This is a genomic window from Bartonella sp. bp_1, assembly GCF_055808085.1.
Genome location: NZ_CM147851.1, coordinates 2,290,678 through 2,314,116, shown reverse-complemented (window position 1 = coordinate 2,314,116; position 23,439 = coordinate 2,290,678). Strand labels below are relative to the sequence as shown.

24 protein-coding genes are annotated in these 23,439 nt (G+C 45.4%); 8 read left to right on the top strand and 16 right to left on the bottom strand.

Annotation, left to right across the window (positions count from 1 at the left end; genetic code table 11):
• Positions 1-35 precede the first annotated feature (35 nt).
• From ACYZ97_RS11590 to ACYZ97_RS11580, 3 genes are all read right to left on the bottom strand, one after another.
• A complete protein-coding gene (locus ACYZ97_RS11590) occupies positions 36-1,010 on the bottom strand; it encodes a hypothetical protein (protein ID WP_473299026.1) in 975 nt (324 codons plus the stop codon).
• 111 nt (positions 1,011-1,121) lie between these two features.
• A complete protein-coding gene (locus ACYZ97_RS11585; protein WP_473299024.1) occupies positions 1,122-2,699 on the bottom strand; it encodes a peptide chain release factor 3 in 1,578 nt (525 codons plus the stop codon).
• 3 nt (positions 2,700-2,702) lie between these two features.
• Positions 2,703-4,364 (bottom strand): lysine--tRNA ligase, encoded by a 1,662-nt coding sequence (locus ACYZ97_RS11580; RefSeq protein WP_473299023.1) that lies wholly within the window; start codon positions 4,362-4,364, stop codon positions 2,703-2,705.
• A gap of 108 nt (positions 4,365-4,472) precedes the next feature.
• Between ACYZ97_RS11580 and ACYZ97_RS11575 the strand changes: the two genes are divergently transcribed.
• Positions 4,473-4,883 (top strand): tellurite resistance TerB family protein, encoded by a 411-nt coding sequence (locus ACYZ97_RS11575; RefSeq protein ID WP_473299021.1) that lies wholly within the window; start codon positions 4,473-4,475, stop codon positions 4,881-4,883.
• Here ACYZ97_RS11575 and ACYZ97_RS11570 read toward each other — a convergent pair.
• The 3 genes from ACYZ97_RS11570 to ppk2 form a co-directional block, all read right to left on the bottom strand.
• Entirely contained in the window at positions 4,880-5,464 is a 585-nt protein-coding gene (locus tag ACYZ97_RS11570) for a hypothetical protein (RefSeq protein ID WP_473299019.1), read from the bottom strand. The two genes, ACYZ97_RS11575 and ACYZ97_RS11570, sit on opposite strands and share 4 nt — an antisense overlap.
• A 70-nt stretch (positions 5,465-5,534) precedes the next feature.
• Positions 5,535-6,353, bottom strand: a complete 819-nt coding sequence (locus tag ACYZ97_RS11565; RefSeq protein WP_473299017.1) for a transporter substrate-binding domain-containing protein — start codon at positions 6,351-6,353, stop codon at positions 5,535-5,537.
• Between the two features lie 90 nt (positions 6,354-6,443).
• Positions 6,444-7,370, bottom strand: coding sequence for a polyphosphate kinase 2 (gene ppk2 / locus ACYZ97_RS11560; RefSeq protein ID WP_473299015.1), 927 nt, complete (start codon positions 7,368-7,370; stop codon positions 6,444-6,446).
• Between the two features lie 139 nt (positions 7,371-7,509).
• Between ppk2 and phoR the strand changes: the two genes are divergently transcribed.
• Positions 7,510-8,694 carry a phosphate regulon sensor histidine kinase PhoR gene (phoR, locus tag ACYZ97_RS11555; RefSeq protein ID WP_473299013.1) on the top strand — a complete coding sequence of 395 codons (1,185 nt, stop codon included), beginning with the start codon at positions 7,510-7,512 and terminating at the stop codon, positions 8,692-8,694.
• Positions 8,695-8,868: 174 nt separating this feature from the next.
• Positions 8,869-9,420 carry a hypothetical protein gene (locus ACYZ97_RS11550; RefSeq protein WP_473299011.1) on the top strand — a complete coding sequence of 184 codons (552 nt, stop codon included), beginning with the start codon at positions 8,869-8,871 and terminating at the stop codon, positions 9,418-9,420.
• Here ACYZ97_RS11550 and ACYZ97_RS11545 read toward each other — a convergent pair whose 3' ends face one another.
• Positions 9,421-10,149: a TetR/AcrR family transcriptional regulator gene (locus ACYZ97_RS11545; protein ID WP_473299010.1), complete on the bottom strand. Its 729-nt coding sequence runs from the start codon at positions 10,147-10,149 to the stop codon at positions 9,421-9,423.
• Positions 10,150-10,232: 83 nt separating this feature from the next.
• On the opposite strand from ACYZ97_RS11545, the gene ACYZ97_RS11540 reads away from it, so the two are divergent.
• A complete protein-coding gene (locus tag ACYZ97_RS11540; protein ID WP_473299008.1) occupies positions 10,233-10,820 on the top strand; it encodes a pyridoxamine 5'-phosphate oxidase family protein in 588 nt (195 codons plus the stop codon).
• Positions 10,821-10,823: 3 nt separating this feature from the next.
• Here ACYZ97_RS11540 and truA read toward each other — a convergent pair whose 3' ends face one another.
• The 3 genes from truA to def are packed head-to-tail and all read right to left on the bottom strand — an operon-like array spanning position 10,824 to position 13,025.
• The gene (truA, locus tag ACYZ97_RS11535; protein ID WP_473300701.1) at positions 10,824-11,567 is read right to left on the bottom strand and encodes a tRNA pseudouridine(38-40) synthase TruA; all 744 of its coding nucleotides are present in this window, start codon (positions 11,565-11,567) and stop codon (positions 10,824-10,826) included.
• A 1-nt stretch (position 11,568) separates the two neighbouring features.
• Positions 11,569-12,498: a methionyl-tRNA formyltransferase gene (fmt, locus tag ACYZ97_RS11530; RefSeq protein WP_473299007.1), complete on the bottom strand. Its 930-nt coding sequence runs from the start codon at positions 12,496-12,498 to the stop codon at positions 11,569-11,571.
• Positions 12,498-13,025: a peptide deformylase gene (gene def, locus ACYZ97_RS11525; protein WP_473299005.1), complete on the bottom strand. Its 528-nt coding sequence runs from the start codon at positions 13,023-13,025 to the stop codon at positions 12,498-12,500. Before def ends, fmt begins: the two co-directional genes overlap by 1 nt.
• Before the next feature lie 115 nt (positions 13,026-13,140).
• Between def and ACYZ97_RS11520 the strand changes: the two genes are divergently transcribed.
• Positions 13,141-14,346: a DNA recombination protein RmuC gene (locus tag ACYZ97_RS11520; RefSeq protein ID WP_473299004.1), complete on the top strand. Its 1,206-nt coding sequence runs from the start codon at positions 13,141-13,143 to the stop codon at positions 14,344-14,346.
• Between the two features lie 96 nt (positions 14,347-14,442).
• Here the strand turns inward: ACYZ97_RS11520 and ACYZ97_RS11515 are convergent, their stop codons facing one another.
• Positions 14,443-16,587, bottom strand: a complete 2,145-nt coding sequence (locus ACYZ97_RS11515; protein ID WP_473299003.1) for an autotransporter domain-containing protein — start codon at positions 16,585-16,587, stop codon at positions 14,443-14,445.
• Positions 16,588-16,801: 214 nt separating this feature from the next.
• On the opposite strand from ACYZ97_RS11515, the gene ACYZ97_RS11510 reads away from it, so the two are divergent.
• Complete coding sequence (locus ACYZ97_RS11510; protein ID WP_473299002.1) at positions 16,802-17,389, top strand: transglycosylase SLT domain-containing protein; 588 nt, start codon at positions 16,802-16,804, stop codon at positions 17,387-17,389.
• Between the two features lie 48 nt (positions 17,390-17,437).
• Here ACYZ97_RS11510 and ACYZ97_RS11505 read toward each other — a convergent pair whose 3' ends face one another.
• Entirely contained in the window at positions 17,438-18,055 is a 618-nt protein-coding gene (locus ACYZ97_RS11505; protein WP_473299001.1) for a hypothetical protein, read from the bottom strand.
• A gap of 161 nt (positions 18,056-18,216) precedes the next feature.
• Here ACYZ97_RS11505 and ACYZ97_RS11500 point away from each other — a divergent pair, with 161 nt between their 5' ends.
• Positions 18,217-19,137: a DMT family transporter gene (locus ACYZ97_RS11500; RefSeq protein WP_473298999.1), complete on the top strand. Its 921-nt coding sequence runs from the start codon at positions 18,217-18,219 to the stop codon at positions 19,135-19,137.
• Positions 19,138-19,268: 131 nt separating this feature from the next.
• Positions 19,269-19,769 (top strand): hypothetical protein, encoded by a 501-nt coding sequence (locus ACYZ97_RS11495; protein WP_473298998.1) that lies wholly within the window; start codon positions 19,269-19,271, stop codon positions 19,767-19,769.
• A gap of 52 nt (positions 19,770-19,821) precedes the next feature.
• On the opposite strand, the gene ACYZ97_RS11490 is transcribed toward ACYZ97_RS11495, so the two are convergent.
• The 4 genes from ACYZ97_RS11490 to ACYZ97_RS11475 all read right to left on the bottom strand — a co-directional run bounded on the left by ACYZ97_RS11490 (position 19,822) and on the right by ACYZ97_RS11475 (position 23,438).
• Positions 19,822-20,142 (bottom strand): YdcA family protein, encoded by a 321-nt coding sequence (locus tag ACYZ97_RS11490; RefSeq protein WP_473298997.1) that lies wholly within the window; start codon positions 20,140-20,142, stop codon positions 19,822-19,824.
• A gap of 160 nt (positions 20,143-20,302) precedes the next feature.
• Positions 20,303-21,517: a hypothetical protein gene (locus ACYZ97_RS11485; protein WP_473298995.1), complete on the bottom strand. Its 1,215-nt coding sequence runs from the start codon at positions 21,515-21,517 to the stop codon at positions 20,303-20,305.
• A gap of 78 nt (positions 21,518-21,595) precedes the next feature.
• Complete coding sequence (locus tag ACYZ97_RS11480) at positions 21,596-22,978, bottom strand: hypothetical protein (protein WP_473298994.1); 1,383 nt, start codon at positions 22,976-22,978, stop codon at positions 21,596-21,598.
• 7 nt (positions 22,979-22,985) lie between these two features.
• Positions 22,986-23,438: a hypothetical protein gene (locus ACYZ97_RS11475; protein WP_473298993.1), complete on the bottom strand. Its 453-nt coding sequence runs from the start codon at positions 23,436-23,438 to the stop codon at positions 22,986-22,988.
• Position 23,439: the final 1 nt, after the last annotated feature.

Sequence of the window (23,439 nt, the reverse complement as noted above, 5' to 3'; positions counted from 1 at the left end):
AACGCAGCACTGCGTCAAGTCTTATACCGAATCCATCAATAATATTGTTCCAAATGAGATTGCGCTAGTTGACGAATATCCTTGTCGATATTTTCTGCTAAAGCACTTAAAATCGGCTCCATCCCATCAATTTTGCCTTGATAGTTGATGGCGGTTTTAATCGCAATCATGATAAAACCATTCTGCATCATGCGTTCGACCATATCGGGCATGTCTTGACAGACTTCCGTAATATAGAAACTAATATCCATGCAGAGCGATTTATGGTCTCGTTCACATGATACTTGGCGCTTTTCAAGCAAATCCATCATCCATTCAGCACATACACGACACTCTTCTTTTGAGGCAGGAAAATAACCCATCTCGTGACACGGCCCATAAAATGCTCCCATCAGTCCGGGGCGCTCTAATTCCTTTTCGCGGATAATTTCAAAAAACTCGCACCATAGTGGATTATCTCTATCCTCCATAGACCCCAAACGTTCCGCTGCCGCTTCAGCAACGAGATAACAAGGGTCATCTAGCATCTTAATCCATTCAGGATATTTCATATATCCATCATATTCTTCCTGATAGACCATCAAAGCGCGCAGCAAACATTGATCAACATAAGCTGGTCGATTGTTCATCAGCTCAATAAAATAAACGGGAATAAGCCTATCAAAAGGTGGACTAGAATTGCCATATTTTAGATAGCGCAGGAATGAATCTGCTATATTAGGATAAAGCTCTGCTGCTTCAGCTATTTTTGTCGTGAGCCATTCAAACCTTTTCTCCAACCGTTCCTGTAAATAGTTCTGATCACCAATCAGCCAATAGGCTTCACGTATAAAAAGCATATCACTAAGCTCACACATCGCATTATAATGAATGGAAATCACATGCCCGTATATGGGATGAATGATATCAGCGGCAAAAAGATGGAGAGCCATCCTATCGTACCATTCATTGAGTTCATCAAGGTTTGTTAAATGATCACCAAGGGCTTGTAATACTTCGAAAGAAGCCAAATCCAATTCTTCTGGTTTTCTTATTATCTGAGTCATTCATTTTCGGATAGCACATCCGATTATCAGTAAAACATAGGCTTTGTATCATAGCCACCTTAAGTTGACAAGGAATCACCCCGCCCGTACCTGATAATCCTTGAATGTCGCAAATTTGATCTTCGGCGCACGTTCGGCTTCATAATTTAGCGAAAATGTATTTTCTGCCAAAAAAACTGGGTCATGATCCAAATCATGGGCAATAGCTGCCCGATGACTGGCCATAAACTTTTCCAGATCGGCCTTGTCATCGGCTGATATCCAACGGCAAATGCTAAATCGCGCCGCTTCAAAACCGACGGGAAGCGAATATTCAACCTTCAAACGCTCGGTCAGCACATCAATCTGCAAAGCACCCACCACACCGACAATGGCCGGAGAGCCATCATCAGGCGTAAATAATTGCACCACGCCTTCTTCAGCCATCTGTTGCAAAGCTTCCTTGAGCTTCTTGGCTTTCATTGCATCGCCCAGACGCACGCGGCGCAAAATTTCCGGCGCAAAATTCGGCACACCTTTAAAGAGAATATCCTCACCCTCGGTCAGCGTATCGCCAATACGCAACGTACCATGATTGGGAATACCCACCACATCACCAGCATAAGCTTCATCGGCAATCTGGCGCGAACGGGCAAAGAAGAATTGTGGTGCCGACAAGCTCATCGGTTTACCTGTACGCACCAGCTTGGCCTTCATACCACGCGCCAATGTGCCTGAACAAACACGTAAAAACGCAATGCGATCGCGATGGTTCGGATCCATATTGGCCTGAATCTTGAAGACAAAACCGGTCATTTTCGGCTCATCCGCATGGACAATACGACTATCACCAACTTGATCGCGTGGGCTGGGGCCATAACTCACCAGCGCATTAATAAGATCACGCACACCAAAATTGCGTAACGCCGAACCAAAATAGACCGGTGTCATATGGCCTTCACGGAAAGATTTAAGATCCAGCCGCTTACAGGCGTCACGGGCCAGTTCCACACCTTCTATAAAAGCCGCACGATGATTTTCCGGCAGCAATTTGGCGGCGTCTTCAGCACCATTGACTTTTTTTGCATCCGGTTCGTCATCTTTCTGACGCACCGTCTCATTTAAAAAATCATAAGTACCAGCGAAGTTTTTACCCGCACCAATAGGCCAATTGACCGGCGCTGTATCCAACGCCAGTTTTTCTTCAATCTCGTCTAAAATTTCCAACGGATCACGCGCTTCACGATCCATCTTGTTAACGAAAGTAACAATCGGAATATCGCGCATACGGCAAACCTCGAACAGCTTCAAGGTTCGCGGTTCGATACCACGTGCACCATCCAGCACCATAATAGCGCTATCGACAGCCGTCAGGGTACGATAGGTATCATCAGCAAAATCTTCATGCCCCGGCGTATCAAGCAAATTAAAAATATGATCGTTATATTCGAAGGTCATCACTGAAGTAACCACCGAAATCCCACGATCCCGCTCGATATTCATCCAATCGGAGCGCGTCTGGATACGGTCTTTCTTGGCCTTGACCTCACCTGCCAATTGGATTGCACCACCAAACAGCAATAATTTTTCGGTCAGCGTTGTTTTACCCGCATCAGGGTGCGCAATGATTGCAAAAGTACGACGTCTTTTGACTTCTTCCTGAGGGCCAGACATCGATCAGGCTCCAAGCTTATGGCTCAGGGCATCTGCAATCAAATTGCGCGTTTCCTGAATACCGTAAAGTGCTACAAAAGAACCAAAGCGCGGGCCGCGTTCCTGACCGATCAGCACTTCATAAAGCATCTGGAAAAAAGCAACCGAGACACCCGGGCCGCCCTCAGGGCTTTTCTTGTTATGGTCCTGATAGCGCTCTGTCACACGTGCCACATCAAGCAGTGCATTCTGGATCATATTGCCATCGGCATTTGCAGGCAGCATTGCCAGCTTTTCCTCAATCGCTTTCAGTACGCTTTTTTCAACATTATCAGGCGCACGGAATTTTTTATTCGGCTTCACAAAATCATTGAAATAGACAATGGCATATCCGACAAGCCGATCCAGCTCAGGATGAGTTTGCGGCGTCACACCTTCTGCATAACGCGAGATAAAGCCCCAAAGTACATCTTTATTTTCGGCATTTGAAGCTGAAACCAGATTAAGCAACAAGGCAAAAGGGACCGGCAAATCAATCTGCGGCGGATTGCCGTTAAACATATGCCAGACAGGATTATTGAGCCGGTCCTTCCATTCCTGACGCGGATAGGCGGAAAGATAGGTATAATATTCATCTACCGCCTTGGGAATGACATCAAAATAAAGCCGTTTGGCCGTCTTCGGCTTTTGATACATATATAACCCGAGGCTTTCTGTCGGCGCATAGGTCAACCATTCATCAATAGTCAGACCATTGCCTTTGGATTTGGATATCTTCTGTCCCTTATCGTCCAGAAAAAGCTCATAATTAAAGCCTTCCGGCGCACGTCCTCCCAATGCCTTACAAATCTTCGATGACAAAGTAACGGAATCGATCAAATCTTTTCCTGCCATTTCATAATCAATGCCCAATGCTGTCCAGCGCATCGCCCAATCGGCTTTCCATTGGCATTTAACAGCGCCGCCCGTAACCATTGTTTCGATTTCTTCACCACTGTCAGGCTCGATATAGGTGATCGTGCCTTTTTCAATATTACGAGCAATCATCGGCACCTGCAACACCTTGCCCGATACCGGTGAGATCGGCAGAAAAGGTGAATAGGTCGCACGGCGTTCCTCGCCCAAGGTCGGCAAAATAATATCCATGACCTTGTCGTAGTTTTTCAACATTTTCAGCAATGTCTCGTCGGCACGCCCAGATGTATAGAAATCAGTTGCCGACACAAACTCATAATCAAAACCGAAACGATCAAGAAACGCACGCAAACGCGCATTATTGGCAAGGCCGAATGAGGGATACTCATTAGAAAAAGGATCCGGAACACGTGACAACGGCTTACCAAGATGGCTTTCCATCATATCCTTATTGGGCACATTATCAGGCACTTTACGTAATCCGTCCATATCGTCGGAAAAACAGATAAGGCGGGTTTTAATCTTATTTTCGGTCAAGACATGAAAGGCATGGCGCACCATCGTTGTACGCGCCACCTCGCCAAATGTACCAATATGCGGTAGACCGGACGGACCGTAACCGGTTTCGAACAAAACAGCCTCAGGATAGCCCGATTTTTCATAACGTTTAACAATTTTCTGGGCTTCTTCAAACGGCCATGCCTTTGATTGTGCCGCAGCGGCAATCAGATCGGGCGTCAGGTTCAGAGCGCTAAAATGGTCAGACGTCATTCATTTCATCCTGATTCATACTTTTATTACATCCGCAAATGCTCTATGGATGTTACGGCATTTCGTCAACCGGAAGGCCCTGAAAATAGCAAAAAAAGGCCTAAAACAATGGAAAAACTCACCCCGCAAGAAGCACTCATCTATATTATGGTGACAACATCGGCAGCGGATGCACAAATGAGCGAGCAAGAATTGCGTTCCATTGCCGAAATTGTTTCGCATTATCCTGTCTTTCGCGGCTTTGACTTCGACCGCCTCGATGCATTGGCCGCTAATTGCTATAATTATCTTGAAGCCAGTGACGGCATCGAGCAAATTCTTGATATCGCCCATGCCGCCTTACCGGAAAAGCTGCGCGAAACCGCTTATGCCATGGCGGTTGAAGTCGCAGCCAGTGATCTGGATGTCAAACAGGAAGAATTGTTGTTCCTGCAGCTTCTACGTGATTATTGGGAGCTTGATGATTTGACCGTTGCTGCCATTGAACGCTCGGCTCGCATCCGCTTTCGAAAAAGTTAGGAATCATCTCTTTTGAAGGGGGAGTAGAGTCCCAGTTCTTCATCACTAGCATCTGGATAATTCAATAAAGCCCGTTGGTGTGTTGCATTCTGCTCTGCCATAAAATGCGCAAAGCCAAGGCTGACACGTGTGCCTGCTTCACTGTCTGGATTAATAATGGCATCCAGAAAATCAGCCAAAGTCACACCAATCAAATTAAAGCCCAATTCTTTTTCAATCGCTATAATATCAAAAGTCTGAGTGCCACCAAACAGAACCTGTTTAAGCTGGCGGGCAATTTCACAAATTGACAAGCCGGTTTTGTATTCAACGCCGAATTTACCGGCCACTAATGCCAAAAGCCGCTCTTCCTCATCCTCAATGGCCTGTTCATCCATACGCCGTTCGAACGGTTTCGAGCGTGGGCCTGCCTCGCGGGCCGCTGCACCGGCCTGAGCCGACATAGACGCACTCACCGCATTGAAAGTTTCAACCAGATCATCGGAAGATGAATCACCGTCAAGTGACTTGGCACGCCTGTGCGCGATCTGTTGCGCTGCCGCAATCGCCGTATAAAGATAAACTGGGATGACAGGTAACATCTGACAGCCTCCCCTTTGCTTTACATGTTATATTCTACACATAACCGCAAAAGAAGACAAACTGCCATCCTCAATAAAAACCGACAGGAAAATAGCGTAAATAGAGTTCACCCAATTTACCATCGCGTTCCAGCTGTTTCAAAGCAAAATTGAAGGCTTTGACAAGGCGGTCATTATCTTTAGAAACCGCAATCTGCATGCCACGACCAAGATATTCAGGTGCCATATAATAACGACCGGCAAATTGACAACATTGTTCGGATGACTCGCTGTTTATATAAAGGGAAAAAGCCATGCCATCACCAAAAGCGGCTTGAATTTTCTTATCTTTCAAAGCCAGATAAAGACTAGCCTCATCATCGAATGGCACAACTTTGGCATCTGGAAACATAACGTCCAGCAATTTTTCATGGACCGTATTTTTCACAACGCCGACATGTATTCCCTTCACAGCCTTTTGCATCGGCTCGGCCAAATTGCTGTTTTTCAGAACCATAAAACGAGCCGGAAAACGCAAATAAGACAATGAAAAAGAAAAATCCTGATCTGTCCCCAGTGTATGGGCAAAACCAGTCACAATCGCATCAGCTTCTTTGTTTTTAAGGCGCGCGTCCAATTCATCCCAAGGTACCGCCTCGATCTGGCAGACCTGCTGAAGGTCAAGCACATCACAAATTGCCCGGATCAGATCAATATTATAACCGTTTAAATGTCCCGTCTGATCAATAAAGTTGAATGGCGGAAAATCGACCGTTGTTACAAAACGCAATCGGGTTATTCCGTCCAATGCCGGCTTTTCAAGCCGCTCGCCGGCATCAAAAAATTTCGGTATGTTGATGGAATCGGCCCCGCTGGACTGGGCCGAAGCCCCGCCCAGAGATACAGCCATAAAAACGCCTGTAACCAAGCCTTTCAAAGCTATCATCCCATTATATTTCATCAATAACCAGCCGACTTTAACACATCAATGCCACTAGTTTTAAAGAAAATCAGGCCCCGTGCCAATGACATTTTCATCTTCCGGTCCAATTGCCTCAATATCACGATCAGCATAGGGAATAGACAGCAGAACACGACGGATAACCGCCAAACGGGCACGTCTTTTATCATTGGAGCGGACAACCGTCCACGGTGCCATAGCAGCATGCGTACGTTCAATCATACGACGCGCAGCATTACTATAAGAGTCCCACATTGTCACACCGGCTTCATCCATTTTCGAAAATTTCCAATGTTTGAGCGGACTATGACGGCGATCATGAAACCGTTTGAGCTGCATTTCCTGACCAATATCGAGCCAGAATTTAAAAAAACGGATACCATCCGAGACAATCAACCGTTCAAAAGTCGGCGCTTCCGATAAAAAAGTCTCAACATCGGCTGGTGAAGCAAACTGCATTACCGTTTCGACACCGGAGCGATTATACCATGAACGGTCAAAGGTAACAAATTCACCGCAAGTCGGGAAATGACGCACATATCGCTGGAAATACCATTGTCCACTTTCAGTTTCATCGGGCTTGGGCAGAGCTACATTGCGGGCCGTACGAGGATTCATATATTGGCGCAGCGTAAAAATAGTACCGCCCTTACCAGCAGCATCTCGCCCTTCAAACAAGGCAATGACCCGTTCCCCGGTCTCCTGCATCCATGTCTGCAATTTAACAAGTTCGATCTGCAACCGGATCAATGTCGCTTCATATTCTTTGCGCGGCATCCGCTTGGGATAAGGATAGCCGCCTGAACTAATGGCGTTTTTTTCTATCCAATCCGGCAAGACCGGATCATCAATATTATACAAGCGCTTTTTACCACTCAAAACAAGAGGAATACCAGCTTCGCTCTTTTTGTCAGTCTTTTTAGGTTCACTTTTTTTAGTTTTCTGGGCCAAAGTAGGTCTCCTCATTTCGATTCAACCATGCTAAAATATAATAGACACAATGAAAATTGGATTTTATGCCGCAGCCCCAATAAATTAAGAAAGATTGATGTTAGACCAAGAAAACCCAAACCGTCTTGCGTTTTTCTATCTATATGGGGCAAGCGTGCTTTCGAGTATTTTTATAATTTTCTGGGCTGATCGAATGGTCGCCTGCCTATGGGTGACCCTATGTTTCACTATTATATTTTTTGCTCATCGAAAATTGCGTCACACCAGCAGGCAGCAAGCCATCTCCACGGCCACATCAACAACCGACAACAACCAGATCGCGGCCATTGCACCGGCCGGCCTTGATTGGACGATAGCGGATCTGCTTCCCGATGCGCTCCTGGTTCTTGATAGTACAAACAATATCCAGTTTGCCAATAAAACAGCACACAAAACCTTTTCCGGCCTTGAGGCCGGTCTGCCTTTCGGCCTGCGATGGCGTGCACCTGAATTAAAAGAAGCAATCAAAATGCTACGTCAAACTATGCAGACACTGACCGTAGACTATATAGAGAAAGGTAACCTTGAACGCGCTTTCAACGTTGCCATGATTCCTCTTGGTGACAACCATCTTATGGTCATTTTCAGTGAACGTACTGAAATCCGCCGTCTGGAAAAAATGCGTTCCGATTTTATCGCCAATGCATCCCATGAATTGCGTACTCCCCTCACATCATTACGCGGTTTTATCGAAACCTTATTGGGACCCGCTCGCCATGACCCCAAGTCCCATGATGCTTTTTTGCCCATTATGCAGGAACAAGCTGAACGTATGTCACGTCTGATTGACGATCTACTTTCACTATCGCGGCTTGAATCACGAAGCGGTCTCACAGAAATCCAGACCCTCGATATCAACCACATGATCAGGCAAGTCATTGGCGGGCTAGAGCCATTGGCACGCAAGCTTGATGTAAAAATCATCTTTGAGGCGGCCGATAACCTGCCAACCTTCGAGGGCAATAATGACGAATTATTCCAACTGTTCCAAAACCTGGTCGAAAATGCCTGTAAATATGGCCAGAATGGTGGCAAAGTCGATATTTCTACCCGCATGATCGACCAACAGATTGAAGTCAGCGTCTGTGATTACGGGCCGGGAATTGAGGCGGAACATATTCCGCGTCTGACCGAACGCTTTTATCGCGTCAATACCGATATGAGCAAAAAACACAAAGGCACAGGACTAGGACTTGCCATTGTCAAACATATACTTACCCATCACAAAGGGCGTTTGGATATCCAATCAACAATAGGCAAGGGATCCAAATTTATTATTAGATTTCCTTTGGCGAGATAGATCCTATTTTGCGATTATCATCTAAATAAAATATCTATAAATGTAATATAATTCACACAATAAATTTTATTATTTATTTAAAGTCTGTTTTTACTTCAAAAGCACTATCCATTTTTTTAAAAAATGCTAGAGACGCATATCTGTCGGCATATTTCTTGAAAGGCGCATGGCATTATGTTCTTCAATACCCAAAAGAATTTTATCATTTTATGTACATTGATAATACTCACAGCTTGCGCTTCCAAACCACTTTCACCAGAAATGCAGATAAAAAAGGCACAGGAAACCAAACTTCTATATAGTTATGCCTTATCGGAATGCTCTGCTGCCGATGCACTCAATGCCAACCGGCGCGCCCGCAAACCACTGGAATCCATCCGCGTTCTGGATGATTGTAGCTATTTCCGTTCCAAAGGCAGACTTGAAGGATATCGCCCGATGTCACAGAAGATTCCTTCACTCCGGATTAATGGCATGCCGATTCCATTTCATGAATTCAAAGAATTGCAGGAAACTCTGGATGAGAGCGCCAATAGCCGCAGGGCTTCCAATGCCACTATACCGGCAGCCGTCTCAAGCCAAGGGCGTTATGCCGAAACAGTCTACCGCAATCTGATCCATCGCGGCTTCAGAGCGGAAGAAGTCGACAAAATCATCGACAATGCCGCTTTCAAACAAGCGGTTGCCGATTATCAGGCTTACGAGACATATCATTTCGATCAGTGATCAGCGGAAACAGCTTTCCGCTTCTATCTGGCCCGCCAACGCACCGCGTAGAGCAATAATATCGGCCTCTGCTTTTGCCAGTTGTTGTGCCAGTTTAAACTCTGCTATGCTTTCAGGCGCATTATGGCCAGTAACACGCTTGTATAATTTTATTATTTCAGTTTGCCCATTGTAATCAGACAACACCGTCTCGCATATCATCCTGTCAAGCTTGTTCACAATAGCTTCGACAGCACGATCAAGAGCAATAGTTTCCTTATTGATAATTGTCCATAATGTCGCCCCTTCAATAAGCGCCAAAATATCTTCGACAAACGGCTCAATATCCGCATCCGGCAATCCGTCATGAAGCAATTGCTTAAGCGTATTCTTGATTGTCTTAAAAAAGGAAGCTACATGGATACCATCTGTTTCAGCGTCCAGATCATAAAGAAATTGCAAACCTATACAGCGTCCGCGCTGTTTTAAAAGGTCAGCAAAAGAACGAATGGCCTGTTCAAAATCTGTTTTCCAGTCTCCACTTATCTGACAGGCCTCCATCCAATGATCCAATGTCTGCTTTAAAGCGGCTACAGCTATATCTTCCTTGCCAGCAAAATGACTATATATCGACCCTTTTTGAAGGCCCACCGACTGTGCAATATCTTGAATCGACGTGCCATGAAATCCACGTGCCGCAAATAATTCAGCTGCTATTCCTATAATCCCCTCTTTCGTAATCTTGGTCATAAAGGTATCTCTTCCATAAAGGTTTGACTAATTAACGAACGTTCGTTATTTTTTATAGAATCAAATCAAATAGGTCAAGAACCATGAAGATAAGCAACGATAAAAAAGATTTTTTCCAAACCCTGATTACTGTCCCTGATCCCGTAACAGGCAACAATGGCGAATTGGAAATGCGTAGACGATTGCCATCTTCTTATCAATGGAATGAAGCTACATTATCCAATATGCTGCGGCCGACAATACCACGCGGTCTTGCACATTTCATCCACATGCAGCCATTCTTTTTTATTGCTACGGCAAGCAAAGACGGTCATTGCGATGCCAACTTCCGTGGCCGTGACTATTCATCAGATGGCACACCTTTACCGGCCTGTATGGTGCTGGATGAAAAAACAATTGTCTTTCCAGATTTTAAGGGAAACGGCTTATATAATAGTCTTGGAAATATATTGACCAATCCGCATATCGGTATGTTATTTATCGATTTTCAAAAACAGCGTCGGGCGCGCGTCAATGGAATAGCAGAAGTCATCACAACTGCACCCAAACTGCAATCGGTTTGGGAACGGGCCCAAGCCTTTATTTATGTCCATGTCGAACAAGCCTATGGTAATTGTTCAGCCAGAATTCCCCGTATGACAATCATCAAGGATAGTGACAATGTTTTCTAGAAATCAATAGTCAACCTTGAGCAGATAAAGCCCGTGCGGCGGGGCAACCTGTCCGCAACGGGAACGATCTTTCGCCTTTAAGGCATCTTCCAGATCATCCGCACTCCAGCGTCCTGTTCCGACTTCCATCAAACTGCCAGCAAAGGAGCGTATCTGATTATGCAAAAAGGATGGAGCGCTTGCACGTATTTCTATATGATCACCCTTGCGCGTCACATCCAGCCGATCAAGTGAACGTACCGGACTTTTAGCCTGACATTGTGTAGCACGAAAAGTGGTAAAATCATGCTGCCCCAAAAGCCTTTGAGCCGCCTCATGCATAGCCGCCTCATCAAGCGTCTTAGGAACCCACCATACACGCAAAGCATCCAGTGCCGAAGGTGTACGGCGATTGAGAATACGATAGAGATAATGACGCTTGATAGCTGAAAACCGTGCATTAAAATGATTATCAACAGCCTCGGCCGATAGAATAGTCACAGTTTCACCCGCAGCCATAAGATGTGCATTGATGGCATCACGCACCGTATCGGTACGCCAAACCTTTGCAAGATCAATATGGGCAACCTGTCCAAGGGCATGTACACCGGCATCGGTACGCCCTGCCGTTGTCATACTGATGGTTTCGGCCGTAAACTTAAAAACAGCCTGTTCGATAGCCGCCTGCACACTATGATGACCGTCCTGACGCTGCCATCCGGCATAAGGCGTGCCATCATATTCAATTGTCAGCTTATAACGTGCCATCTCAATAAACCGCACTGACTGCTGCACCACGGATAAAATCCTGCACTGCAAGCGGCTTGCCGCCGGCACGCTGTGCCTTTGTAATGCGTATACGCCCTTCACCACAAGAAATCTCAAGCTGGTCGGCCTCAATATACCCAACCCCAAGACTTTCACCTGTCGCCAAACAAGCGCCTAACAATTTTACACGTTCACGCTTGCCGCCAATTTCCATTTCACACCAAGAACCGGGAAAAGGTGCAAGACCACATATTTTCTTTTGTACAATAGCGGCTGACTCATACCAGTCAATCCGCGTCTCGTCTTTGGAAATCTTAGCCGCATAGGTTAAACCTTCTGTTGCCTGCGGTGTCAGAACAAGCGTGCCCTTTTCCAAGGCCGCCATCGCTTCGACCATCAAACTAGCGCCAACTTGTGACAATTCATCATGCAATTGGCCTGCCGTCATATCCGCGGCAATAGCAACTTTTCGTGTCATTGCGACCGGACCGGTATCAAGTCCCTCATCCATTTTCATGATCATCATGCCGGTTTCATTATCACCAGCCATAATTGCCCGCTGTATCGGTGCCGCTCCACGCCAGCGCGGCAACAAAGAGGCATGGCCATTATAACAACCATATCTAGGTGCCTCGAGAATGGCTTTAGGCAGCAACAATCCATAAGCGACAACAACAGCCGCATCCAAGCCGAGTGCATTGAATTGCACCTGCTCGTCCTCCCCTTTCAGGCTTTTCGGGGTACGTACCTCGATACCAAGAGCCTGCGCACATTGATGAACCGGTGAGGGGGTCAATTCCAAGCCACGACGACCGGCGGGACGGGGCGGCTGACTGTAGACAGCAACAATTTCATGACCGGCATCATGGAGCGCCTGCAATACCGGCACCGAAAAATCGGGAGTCCCCATAAAAGCCAGCCGCAATGCCATTATAAAATCCCCTGGTTGGCTTTTTCCTTGGATAGTTTCTTAAATTTACGAATAACCATATCACGTTTCAGCTTGGAAATATGATCAATAAACAAAACACCGTTGAGGTGATCGATTTCATGCTGCAAGCAGGTTGCCATCAAATTATCGGCTTCGATTTCAGCCTGCTTACCATTCCGGTCGATATAGCCGACCCGCAACCGTTTTGGCCGTTCTACCTCGGCATAATATTCAGGAATAGACAAGCATCCTTCCTCATAGACATTCCGCTCGTCCGATGTCCATAAAATTTCGGGATTGATAAAAACATGGGGTGCGGGTTCTTCATCCTTACCGGCAACATCAATCACCAGAAGCCGCAGCGGCACAGCAATCTGGATGGCTGCAAGGCCTATACCCGGTGCATCATACATGGTTTCCAGCATATCATCGGCCAATTTGAGAATGGCATCATTCACATCGTCAACAGGCTTTGATACCTCACGCAAAACAGTATCGGGCAAAATAACAATAGGCTTGATCGACATTTTGAGCTCCTGAAACTTTCTATGCAAGCTCTAATCAATCCCTCGCATGAGGTCAATTACCCGCATGGAATGCAAATAGATCGCTTTCAAAACAAAAAACGGATAAATTATCACCATGAACGATTCGTCTTTATCCGATACAGCTCTTTTTACTCTTTTTGGTGTGCCAATTAGCCTGACCTTGTTTTTGCTCGGCCTTTTGACCATAGCCGTCATTGTTCTGCTCATCTCTATCAGCCGGACCAACCAACGCCGCTTACTGTTGGAAGCACGTGCTGCTGAGCGGGCACGCGACAGCGAACTGCATATGAATGCACTGTTGCAAACACAGGCTGAAATGCAAGGCCGTATGCAGACCATGGCGGAAATATTCGGCAAACGACAGGCCGAACTCAACCAGTCCATCCGAGAGCAATTGACGACCATGACCGGCAATCTTGGTCAAACCATCAACCAGCAGACCAAATCGACCCATGAAAATCTGGCCCGGCTGCAAGAACGTCTTGCCGTTATCGATACAGCGCAAAACAATATCCAATCATTGGCCGGACAGGTCGTGCAATTGCAAAATGTTCTGGCCAATAAACAAACCCGCGGCGCTTTCGGGCAAGGCCGTATGGAAGCAATTATTGCCGACGCCCTGCCGCATAATGCCTATTCCTTTCAGGCAACGCTTTCCAACGGCACAAGACCGGATTGCCTTGTCTTTATGCCCAATAAAGCACCCTCACTGGTGATTGACGCCAAATTTCCACTCGAAGCATGGAATGCCATGCGCGAGGCAACCAGCCCAGAAATCAAACTGGTCGCTGAAAAACAGTTCCGCAACGATATGGACATCCATATCAAGGCCATTTCAGAAAAATATCTGATTGCCGGAGAAACACAGGACAATGCCTTTCTTTTTGTGCCATCTGAATCGATTTTTGCTACAATTCATGAAGATTTTGAAGCTCTTGTACAAAAAGCATTGCGCGCGCGCGTCATCATTGTCTCTCCATCCCTGCTGATGTTATCGATACAGGTTGTCCAGGCCATTATGAAAGATGCGCGGATGCGTGAACAGGCACATCTTATCCAATCGGAAGTTACCAAATTGATGGAAGATATTGGCCGACTCGATGAACGGGTACGTAAACTGCAAACCCATTTCAAACAGGCCGACAAGGATATCGACGATATATTGATCTCATCATCCAAGATCACAAGACGCAGTGCGCGCATTGAAAGTCTTGAACTCCAATCAGCCGATAATGGCGAACAACAAGATAACCCCCCTCATACATACCGTGTTTTGTCGGATTCAAACGACATGCATTGAGTATTTATCTTATCATCCGCCTTGTCTGCACCTAGTTCTCACTTTTCAGTAATCTGCTATAGGTTATGCCTCGTTGATAGGAATTAAGATCATACTCTACCAACGATAGCCAAGGCCGGCTTTACCAGAAACCGCATCACGCGTACCAGCCACACCATTCAATCCGACATTGGCGACCCAACCTGCTTCACCTGGTTTCTGTTCAAATTTTGCACCGACTTCGAATACTGCACTGGCGCCTGAAAAATCAGGGGCGTCTATCTTATAGCCATCAAGCTTGCCGCCAGTTTCACCATCATATTCTTGCTCCCATGCCACACCGGCATAGAGCTTTGCCTGCGATGTCATCAAACGTTCATAACGCGCACCTACATGCGTACGTAATGATGTTGCCTCATCAAATGCAAGCTTTTCACCGGCGCGGGTATGAATAGTTTCATCCTCGATCCGAGTCATCATCAAACGGCCATTCAGGATAAGCTGGTCCTGATCGGATAATGAAACCGCTTTACCACCGCCAAGATGGAAACCATAATAATCGGATTTCTTGTCACCAAACGAGCCATCAACCATATCATGACTGGAAAAATCGCGTTCAACCTTGCCCATACGCAATGTACCGTCTACAAACCAGCCATTGTCCCAACTCTGTTTGAGATAAATACCAGCGCCTGTATAGCTGACATCACCCTTGCCATGGATGCCGCCATTATAGGAATCATAATCTCCGTCACCATGTTCGATAAAAACCGTGGCAAGTAGATTACCGGCATCTTGATGATAACGGATACCTGCGCCACCCATAAGATGATAACCATCATTATCAATATGACTGCCGGTATCAATCCTCTGTTTGAAACCGCTGCCCTGTATAAAGGCAACACCTTCAACCGGATCGGCGATTTTCTTGACATTCATCGGCAAAACATAATCAGAAATCATCGCGACCTGATCGGCACCGAAATTCAAACTGTTCAATGCTGCCGCATTGCTCTGGAAATAGGCCTTGCCCATAGCTCGATCAATCGTAACAGCACCATATCTATCTGTTGCAATCGCACCGGAGTTGTTCGTATCAAAATAAGTATCTCCCAATGTCGCATTGAGATCGCCATTTTCTGTCTTGATACCGAAATTCCAATGTTTGGCACCATAATTGACACTTGTCGATGACTGAGCTGCCGACCCGCTGACATTGCCTTCGATAAGGTGGACCGTATCACCGACTTTCAATGCTTTCAGATCCTGACCGGCAAGTCCCAACGAAACATTGACATTATCAATTGTAATCGTATTACCCGAAATTGTATTATCCAACAGAGTTGTACCGTTTATGCTATCTTCCGGCAGGTAAAAACTCAGCTGTTTACCGGAAAAATTGACATTACCATCGGAACGAAACTTGGCAGGTGTCAAGGAATTCTGACCTATCCCGCCAATTGTCAATCCACTCAAACTATAGGCACCATTGCCATTGATTTGCAGTTCATGTCCCATCCCTAACACAACATCACCCAAGGCAACCCCTGTACTATTCGTACTATCCCATTGGGTTGTATTATTGATATTAATGGTCAAATTTCCCTGACTGGCATCAATCCGTTTTGTATTGAAACCCAATTCACCGTCGCGTTTATCAATAACCAAGTTTACATTGGCATCGCGATCAACAATCAGATTTTTTGCCTTGAACGTTGCAACACCGCCTTGCCCACCCTGACCATTATTGCCTTTTAAGCCGCTTTTAATAGAAAGCTCGTCCTTGATAGTGATATCATATGTTGCGGAATCAAATGTAACCGCACCGCCATATCCGCCTTTACCTGCCGTTGGTGTTGCGCCATTATCGGCAGCACCGCCATCACCCGCTTCCAGGATAAGTTTCTCAATCGTCAAGCTTTTGCTGGTCTTGACAGTAACATCACCGCCACGGCCACCATTTGTATCTTCGGCATCGGTGCCGCGTACAACGTTATATTCAAGTCCTTCATGCGGTGTTACGGGCTTTACTTCATTTTGACCCGTATTTGGTGTTGGTGGAATTATATGGTCAATCAAGCCACCACTGCCATTCACACCTGCGCCCGATGCCACGCCATTACCACCATTGCCACCGCCCAGATATAATAACTGCGCATAAGACGGCGTCGGTATAGAGACCAACAGTCCGCCGACAACAATGAAGGACACCGCACCCAACCATTGCAACTTTTTTGCTTTAAGCGAAAAACCCCGTTTCATCACATGGCACCTAACTTGTTTCAAATTTTATCTGGTTTTTTAACCTTGCCTCCATGCTTGTCGCGAAAGGTTAAACAAAGTGTTGCCAATTGATTCCGACCAAACAGTTTTTTGCACTTTTCAGCATATTTCGCGTCATATGGTTAATAGGCCAATTAAGTTTTCATTAACCCGAGCGCTCTATCCTGAAAGTTCAAAACCAGAGGTATCTGTTATGAAGCGCATTTTGTTTCTCGTCGCGCTGGCGGTACTATTGAGCGGTTGCGCAGGTAAAGCGCCAAGCCGCATCAATAATGCTTGTGCTGTCCTTGACCAGAAGGATGGGTTTTTCAATAATTGGGAAAAATCGGCTAAAAAAGCCGAATACAAATACGGTATTCCCATGCCGATTATTCTAGCAACCATGTATACCGAATCTGGCTTCCGTCATAATGCCAAACCACCGCGCAAAAAATTGTTCGGCTTCATTCCGTGGAAGCGTCAATCAACGGCCTATGGCTATTCACAAGCGCTGAACGGCACATGGGAACATTATAAAAAAGCAACCGGCAATAATAGCGCACGACGCGGCAGCTTCAGCGATGCCGCAGACTTTATCGGCTGGTACCATCGTGAAAGTGTACGGCGCAATGGCGTCAATCCTAATAATGCCTATGCACTCTATCTCAATTATTATATGGGACATGGTGCCTATGCACACAATGGCGGCAATGCCAGCAGCATCGCACTTCAAGGCGCAAAACGCACCGACCAGATGGCCCGTCGATATGATCAGCAATTACGTGCTTGCGGACGGCGTTAATTTAATCGCATCCGCTTGACCAAAACGGATGCATGGTAAACATCCCGCTTATTTGAAGTCTTTCATCTGCAATTTATGCCGTGCAAGAGCCGCCGTGCGATAGGTCTCAATCTGGTCGATCAACCGGTCACGATTGGTATCAAGACGAAAATTGAAGCCTGATATCATCAGCTTTCTCTTTTCCTTGTCATAATAGGAACCGCCTCGGCTTGTTTCATTTTCTTCCGGCAAAAAACGGGGCGTAATGACAAACTCCATACCCACTGCAATATTCATCGCATTGGTCTTTGAGGAATTGATCTGGAAGTCTTCAATGCCACGCCATGGTACCGGTGTTTTAAAAACACTTGTCTCAAGGCCGTCCGGTGTGATGACAAAAAATGGCACCTGCCGACGCAGCATGGTGCGTAGGAAAATGAAAAATAGAAAAAGTGCCAGCCCGCCCAAGATGGCGACTGTCAACATTCGTCCGATAAGCAGATTCTGATAGGCTAATCCCAAGAGCGAAAGACCCAATGCAACAAAAGCTGCCGGGATAAAAAAACCGCCTTCCCATATTGTGATATTCTCGTTAGCCGCACTGACCAGCGCTTCAAGCGATTTGCGATCCTTGGGCAATTTTACCGCATCGATAAAATGAGTTTCTTCCAGCTTTTTGTCTACCATATCCAACCTTCAATTAATCGTAACGCGCCCATATCAGCCTCCGAATATATAAATCGAACATATAAAAAGAGCCACTGATTTATTAGCAAAAATTATCATTGACGATAACGAACTGAACTGACAAGGATGCTAAACATAACTGTCGGCAAGGACGTTGTAAAATGGCATTCAAACGGCCTTTATCTTTTTCTCAAAACAGTATTATCACCGGCATTATCATTATGCTGTGTGCCCAATTCATGTTTTCTGCCAATGATGCCATGGGCAAATGGCTTATGACCAGTTTTACCGTGGCCCATCTTCTGCTCATCCGTTCAATCGGTGCTTTTATCGTACTAGGTCCTATGTTGACCCAAGTTAAGCCAAGTGACATTGTTAAACCACAAAACCCATGGCTTATCCTTTTACGCGGGCTTTTTGCGGCCGGTGATACGGGACTATTTTATGCGGCTGTTCAATATCTATTGCTAACCGATGTAATTACTTTCTATATGGCAATTCCAATCTATATCACCGCCTTTTCACATTTTTTTCTTGGTGAACGAATCGGCTGGCGGCGCTGGTTGGCTATCTTGATCGGCTTTATGGGCGTTATTATTGCCATGCGTCCGTCATCGGGTGTATTTTCAATTCACTCGCTCTTTGCGCTTGGTGGCAGTTTAAGCTTTACAATGGTCTGGATTTTGGGACGTACACTACGTTCTACAAGTGATACCGTTCTTGTCACCTGGCAAACAGTTATTGCTCTACTCATTGGTGCTTATATGATTATCGGCCACTGGGCCATGCCAACACCACTACAATGGCTTTATCTTCTGCTTTTGGGAATTGTATCCTGTATCGCTCATTTGCTGATTTCGCGCGCCTTGAAAATGGCACCGGCCTCTGTTCTTGCCCCCTTACAATATACATTGCTGCTATGGGGTATCATTTTCGATATTCTTGTTTTCAAACATTATCCGGATCATATGGTTCTCATCGGTGGTTTCATCATTGTAGGGGCCGGTTTATTCATCTTCCATCGTAAAAAAGTGGTTGAGGCCCATATCCCTAAAAGTGATGTGTCCAAAATCCGTCGTTGAAACCAGCGCTATCTAATGTCTAACATGACCAAAATTTAATTAAAAATCGCAATTCAAACGAATTTTCTCCCCATTCCTGCCGCGATTAAACCAGACTATCAGCCCATCAACAACGATGTGGAGTATGCATCATGAAAAAAGTTCTTCTCTCAAGCCTTATTGCTAGTTCTATGGTTTTTCCCGTTATGTCCTATGCAAAGCCGCCAATTGATCACCCACCACATAAAGGCGCGCCTGCCCATCCCGGTCCCAAAGGTCCACATGGCGGCCCAATGATGCATAAAGGTGAGCCCCATATGCACATGGCACAAAAACTGGCAGCTATGGAAACTGCAATCGGCATCCGCAGTGACCAGCTTGATAGCTGGCGCAAATATACATCAAGCCTTATGGATATGATGGCACCACCACCACCGGCTGAAACAGATGCAAAAAACAAAACCCTGCTTTATGGAGAACCCATGGCAGATCATGCAATTGCCAGAGCTGAAAAAGCCAAAACATTCAAAGAGGCCGCTGCAAAATTGCGCAAGATCCTTGATGCCAAACAAATTGAACGCATGACCGCCTTCTCACACCATAAGGGGCCCCATCCTGAAGCGGATGGCGTTAAACCACCTAAACCGGAATAATCCGGCGTTTTTCCTCCAGTCTTTGATCCGGCGTCAGCCGGATCTTTTTTATTCAACGCGGCAAATAACTTTTACGACCGGAATCTGTATAGCAATAATGGCCGCCACGCGGACCAATACAATAACGCCCGTCACGACACGCACAATCAGAACCAACCGCACGACTTGGCATTCGAGATATTTCAGCCCCAAAATAGGCCTGACATGAGCGTTTACTTTGGCTGACCGATCCATCATTGCAGACAAAAACATCACCCTGACAATGGGAAATTCCCCCTTTTTTGCCACTACAGGGTGTATTCCGTGCAAAGACAGATGTTGCAAAAGTTATAAGGATGGCGATCATCCCAATTTGCAATAAAAAACGCCCCACATTACCTCCATGCAACATCCCATTATCCCAATCGAAAAGCGCAAGATTGAACACATGGAGACCGCCTAAAAGCATGTCCTATATATTTTTTGCTTGTATCCGCTTTTTGATCATCGTGTACAAACAGCATAGCTGATCTATATCAAATCCCCATCGTGCTTTAATGCAGACAATTACGGAAAGCGGTCTTGGCTGCCGTCTGCATTGTTTCAATATCTGAAAAACGAAGATTAAAAATAGCCTGCATTATGCTGTCACTATTCTTGACATAAATTGCCGGACGATCATTTATCTTTTTAGGCAATGGATGTTTTTTCAACTTCAACCTGAAATCCAGCTGCCCCTTTTCAATATCAAGATTAGCAGCCGTCATATTGATTTCATCACCAAGAAAAACAATTTTGCCCTTCCTATTAAGAAATGTTTGATACATCTCTTTGTCGGCTCTTGCCGGGCCTTTTAACCGAAAATAGAATTGTTGGCGCTTGTCACAATAAAGCATGGCTGTATTCTTCCCGTCATGACTGCGAGTCGTTGCCACAACACCATTCTTATAAGGCTCTATCTGCCACGGGCCGAATAGATCCGGATCGAAATCCAGCCGTAGCTTAGCAATTTCATCCTGTGTGAAAATATGAGAATCAGCATTTTGCCAATCAACAAACATTAGTGCAGAATCAAAATTCATCTCGTCTGCATAAGCATCAAGATAAGCAATATCAACCAGTTGCTGACGACGCACAGCAACTTCAAGTCCAGATGTTGTGCCAGCTTCATCCAGCGGCGGTCTATACGTACGAAGAACAAGTTCACTATCCCCGACATAACGGGCCCGCCCACCCAAAAATGCAAAAATACAAGCATCCACACATTTGCCCGGACGCATATCTTTATATTCACTTTCTGGAAGATCACCATTAGCAACGGTCTGTGCCACCGATGTTGAAAAACCACGACTTCGTATTTCACGCCCCAAGGCTATCGCCGCCAACAAGTCACCGCCAGCAGAATGGAAGGCAATCGTCATAGCCGAAGCCCCATCATCCAAATGTTCTGTCTGTAAAAAAGCAAGAAAAGCCGCTGGCGTATCCGACATAATATCACCACTAGCTTCAATCCATTCACAGGTTAGACAATTGCCGCCATTATTAACGAGTGAAAACTGCATTGGCTGGTTTTGTGGTGGCTCTGTACTATTCTCATCCAATGCCGCTGATGCATGCTCGGCTTCTGTTGTCGCAACCGCGCTAGATGGCACGTCCATCTGGGTTTCTACAGCCGTGACTGCTGGTGGCGGTGTCTGCGCATAGAGTGGCAATAAACCCATATTAAACAGACATAACATGGACAAAAAAGTAGAAACATCAAAGCGCATTTATCTATATCCGTTTACATGCCAATAGAAGTACCGCAAACCTAGCATTGTGCGTTTGCAGGTGCAATCAATCAATCATCATTCACGATAGCCGCAATGATTATGATCACAAACCGCATCTGAAGCATAATCAGGAATATTCTGTTTATCGACCTGACGACAAAGCGACAATATATACCAATCAATCGCCGCCGCGATAAGATAAGTCACAAATGGGCGTATTATGATTTCATGTAAATTCCCCAGTCCCTCAAAAAGCGGCCATGGCAAAAATATACACCCAAATAATGTCGACAACAGTGCCATATAACACATGCCGCGATAATCAAGGGCACCATGCAACATGGCATAAAGCGCGCAGAAAACGGCAAAAAACAATGCTTGCCACAGTACTTGTGGCAAAAGATACAAAACCACCGATTGCCCCGGCAATCCGAAAAAAATAGTTTGAAAATAAACTTCGCCCCATAGACATAGCGGCGTGGTTATAATCACGCTTACCACCAAAATGAAACCAGCAAACCAAAACCGGCTGGCATTGTGAAATGTGATTTTAGGCACCAAGATACTTTGATAATGAGTCTTTATATAAGGTATGCCACCAAGATATAAAAATCCGCCGGCAATCAATGTAAAAACAAATATAAAAGCATTATAAATGCCGACATAACCAAACGAAAATCCACTTGTCCCCACAAGCCATACAAAACAATAATAAAAATTGAAAACCAGCAACATGATGACAAGCAAAAAGGAAAGAGACATCTTGCCATCATGACGCAATCGCCGAATAACAGCGAGGCTTATGCAGGTAAAAAAAACAATAAAAATGTCTGATCGGACTGAAACGATTTCACCACGTGCATAGGCTATAACGGTCTCTTCATTCCAATACCAATATTGAATCCACAACACACACAAAAACGGGCCTACAAGCCCCAAGAATATTGCAGCAAAAAGCGCATCATAAAGACGTCGACGCTCTCCAACGCGATAACGACGATGAAGTCCTGTCCAGCCGATAATAGCGCGCAAGATAAAAGCTGTCACAATATAGGCGACGATAGACAAACTATAATCGACTGAAAAAAACTGAAAATCTATAAAAAATCTAGCCGCTGTTAACATACGCAAAAATGTCTCGGCCATAAAGGCTGCAACCAACGCGCTTATCAGGCAAAACCGCCAAGACAAGCTTCCCCAACTGGCACTACGTAGGGCCCAGATCAACGCAATCAAAAGACCGATAAAAAAAGATCGCGGATAAAACTGCAATCCAGCCAAAAAAATAGCGCTATAGCCAAGACCCAGCGTTTTTCCCCAGCCGGATATAGTAAGATAAACCAATGAAAAAAAAGGTGATAATAATTGTACTATAATGAGCAGAATCAAAACGGCCTGAGCCAGACGCGCTAACCAGAAACGACTCCTATTATACTGCCCGCCAATCCCAACATCCATGAAATGATCAAGACCTGTTTAATCTGAAAATAGCCAGCCCGAACCATATCAAAAGAGCACAGACCAGCCAGATCGGTGCATAATAAAGAAAAACGGCCAATGATGGTATTTTTGACACCATCAAACTTTTAAAAATAAAACAGGCAGCCAGAATTATAAAAACCAGAAGCATTGTTGGCAAGACCCGCAAGGCTCTATTTCTCAGCGCTAAAAATGCAAGAAACAGTGCAATAACAAAGGCCTGCAAAAAATAAACATTATGGGCTGTCAAACAGGCTTCCAGAGAAAATCTAGCAATGAAATATCTAAAAACCAACGGCAGCGTTTCCCAACTTATCTGACCAATCTGATTAAATGCCGATACCAGATAGGTGGCCAAAACATAAAAAGGCGCACTGATTACAAAACTAACCAGCGCGACTAGGAATGTCCGTTTTACGATATTACCTGTCTTGGCCATA

Bases quoted from the DNA above. Each gene is read 5' to 3' on its own strand.
- ACYZ97_RS11585 (WP_473299024.1), bottom strand. From the start codon at position 2,699: ATGTCTGGCCCTCAGGAAGAAGTCAAAAGACGTCGTACTTTTGCAATC.
- ACYZ97_RS11580 (WP_473299023.1), bottom strand. From the start codon at position 4,364: ATGACGTCTGACCATTTTAGCGCTCTGAACCTGACGCCCGATCTGATT.
- ACYZ97_RS11575 (WP_473299021.1), top strand. From the start codon at position 4,473: ATGGAAAAACTCACCCCGCAAGAAGCACTCATCTATATTATGGTGACA.
- ACYZ97_RS11570 (WP_473299019.1), bottom strand. From the start codon at position 5,464: ATGTTACCTGTCATCCCAGTTTATCTTTATACGGCGATTGCGGCAGCG.
- ACYZ97_RS11565 (WP_473299017.1), bottom strand. From the start codon at position 6,353: ATGGCTGTATCTCTGGGCGGGGCTTCGGCCCAGTCCAGCGGGGCCGAT.
- ppk2 (WP_473299015.1), bottom strand. From the start codon at position 7,370: ATGAGGAGACCTACTTTGGCCCAGAAAACTAAAAAAAGTGAACCTAAA.
- ACYZ97_RS11550 (WP_473299011.1), top strand. From the start codon at position 8,869: ATGTTCTTCAATACCCAAAAGAATTTTATCATTTTATGTACATTGATA.
- ACYZ97_RS11545 (WP_473299010.1), bottom strand. From the start codon at position 10,149: ATGACCAAGATTACGAAAGAGGGGATTATAGGAATAGCAGCTGAATTA.
- ACYZ97_RS11540 (WP_473299008.1), top strand. From the start codon at position 10,233: ATGAAGATAAGCAACGATAAAAAAGATTTTTTCCAAACCCTGATTACT.
- truA (WP_473300701.1), bottom strand. From the start codon at position 11,567: ATGGCACGTTATAAGCTGACAATTGAATATGATGGCACGCCTTATGCC.
- fmt (WP_473299007.1), bottom strand. From the start codon at position 12,498: ATGGCATTGCGGCTGGCTTTTATGGGGACTCCCGATTTTTCGGTGCCG.
- def (WP_473299005.1), bottom strand. From the start codon at position 13,025: ATGTCGATCAAGCCTATTGTTATTTTGCCCGATACTGTTTTGCGTGAG.
- ACYZ97_RS11520 (WP_473299004.1), top strand. From the start codon at position 13,141: ATGAACGATTCGTCTTTATCCGATACAGCTCTTTTTACTCTTTTTGGT.
- ACYZ97_RS11515 (WP_473299003.1), bottom strand. From the start codon at position 16,587: ATGAAACGGGGTTTTTCGCTTAAAGCAAAAAAGTTGCAATGGTTGGGT.
- ACYZ97_RS11510 (WP_473299002.1), top strand. From the start codon at position 16,802: ATGAAGCGCATTTTGTTTCTCGTCGCGCTGGCGGTACTATTGAGCGGT.
- ACYZ97_RS11505 (WP_473299001.1), bottom strand. From the start codon at position 18,055: ATGGTAGACAAAAAGCTGGAAGAAACTCATTTTATCGATGCGGTAAAA.
- ACYZ97_RS11500 (WP_473298999.1), top strand. From the start codon at position 18,217: ATGGCATTCAAACGGCCTTTATCTTTTTCTCAAAACAGTATTATCACC.
- ACYZ97_RS11495 (WP_473298998.1), top strand. From the start codon at position 19,269: ATGAAAAAAGTTCTTCTCTCAAGCCTTATTGCTAGTTCTATGGTTTTT.
- ACYZ97_RS11485 (WP_473298995.1), bottom strand. From the start codon at position 21,517: ATGCGCTTTGATGTTTCTACTTTTTTGTCCATGTTATGTCTGTTTAAT.
- ACYZ97_RS11480 (WP_473298994.1), bottom strand. From the start codon at position 22,978: ATGGATGTTGGGATTGGCGGGCAGTATAATAGGAGTCGTTTCTGGTTA.
- ACYZ97_RS11475 (WP_473298993.1), bottom strand. From the start codon at position 23,438: ATGGCCAAGACAGGTAATATCGTAAAACGGACATTCCTAGTCGCGCTG.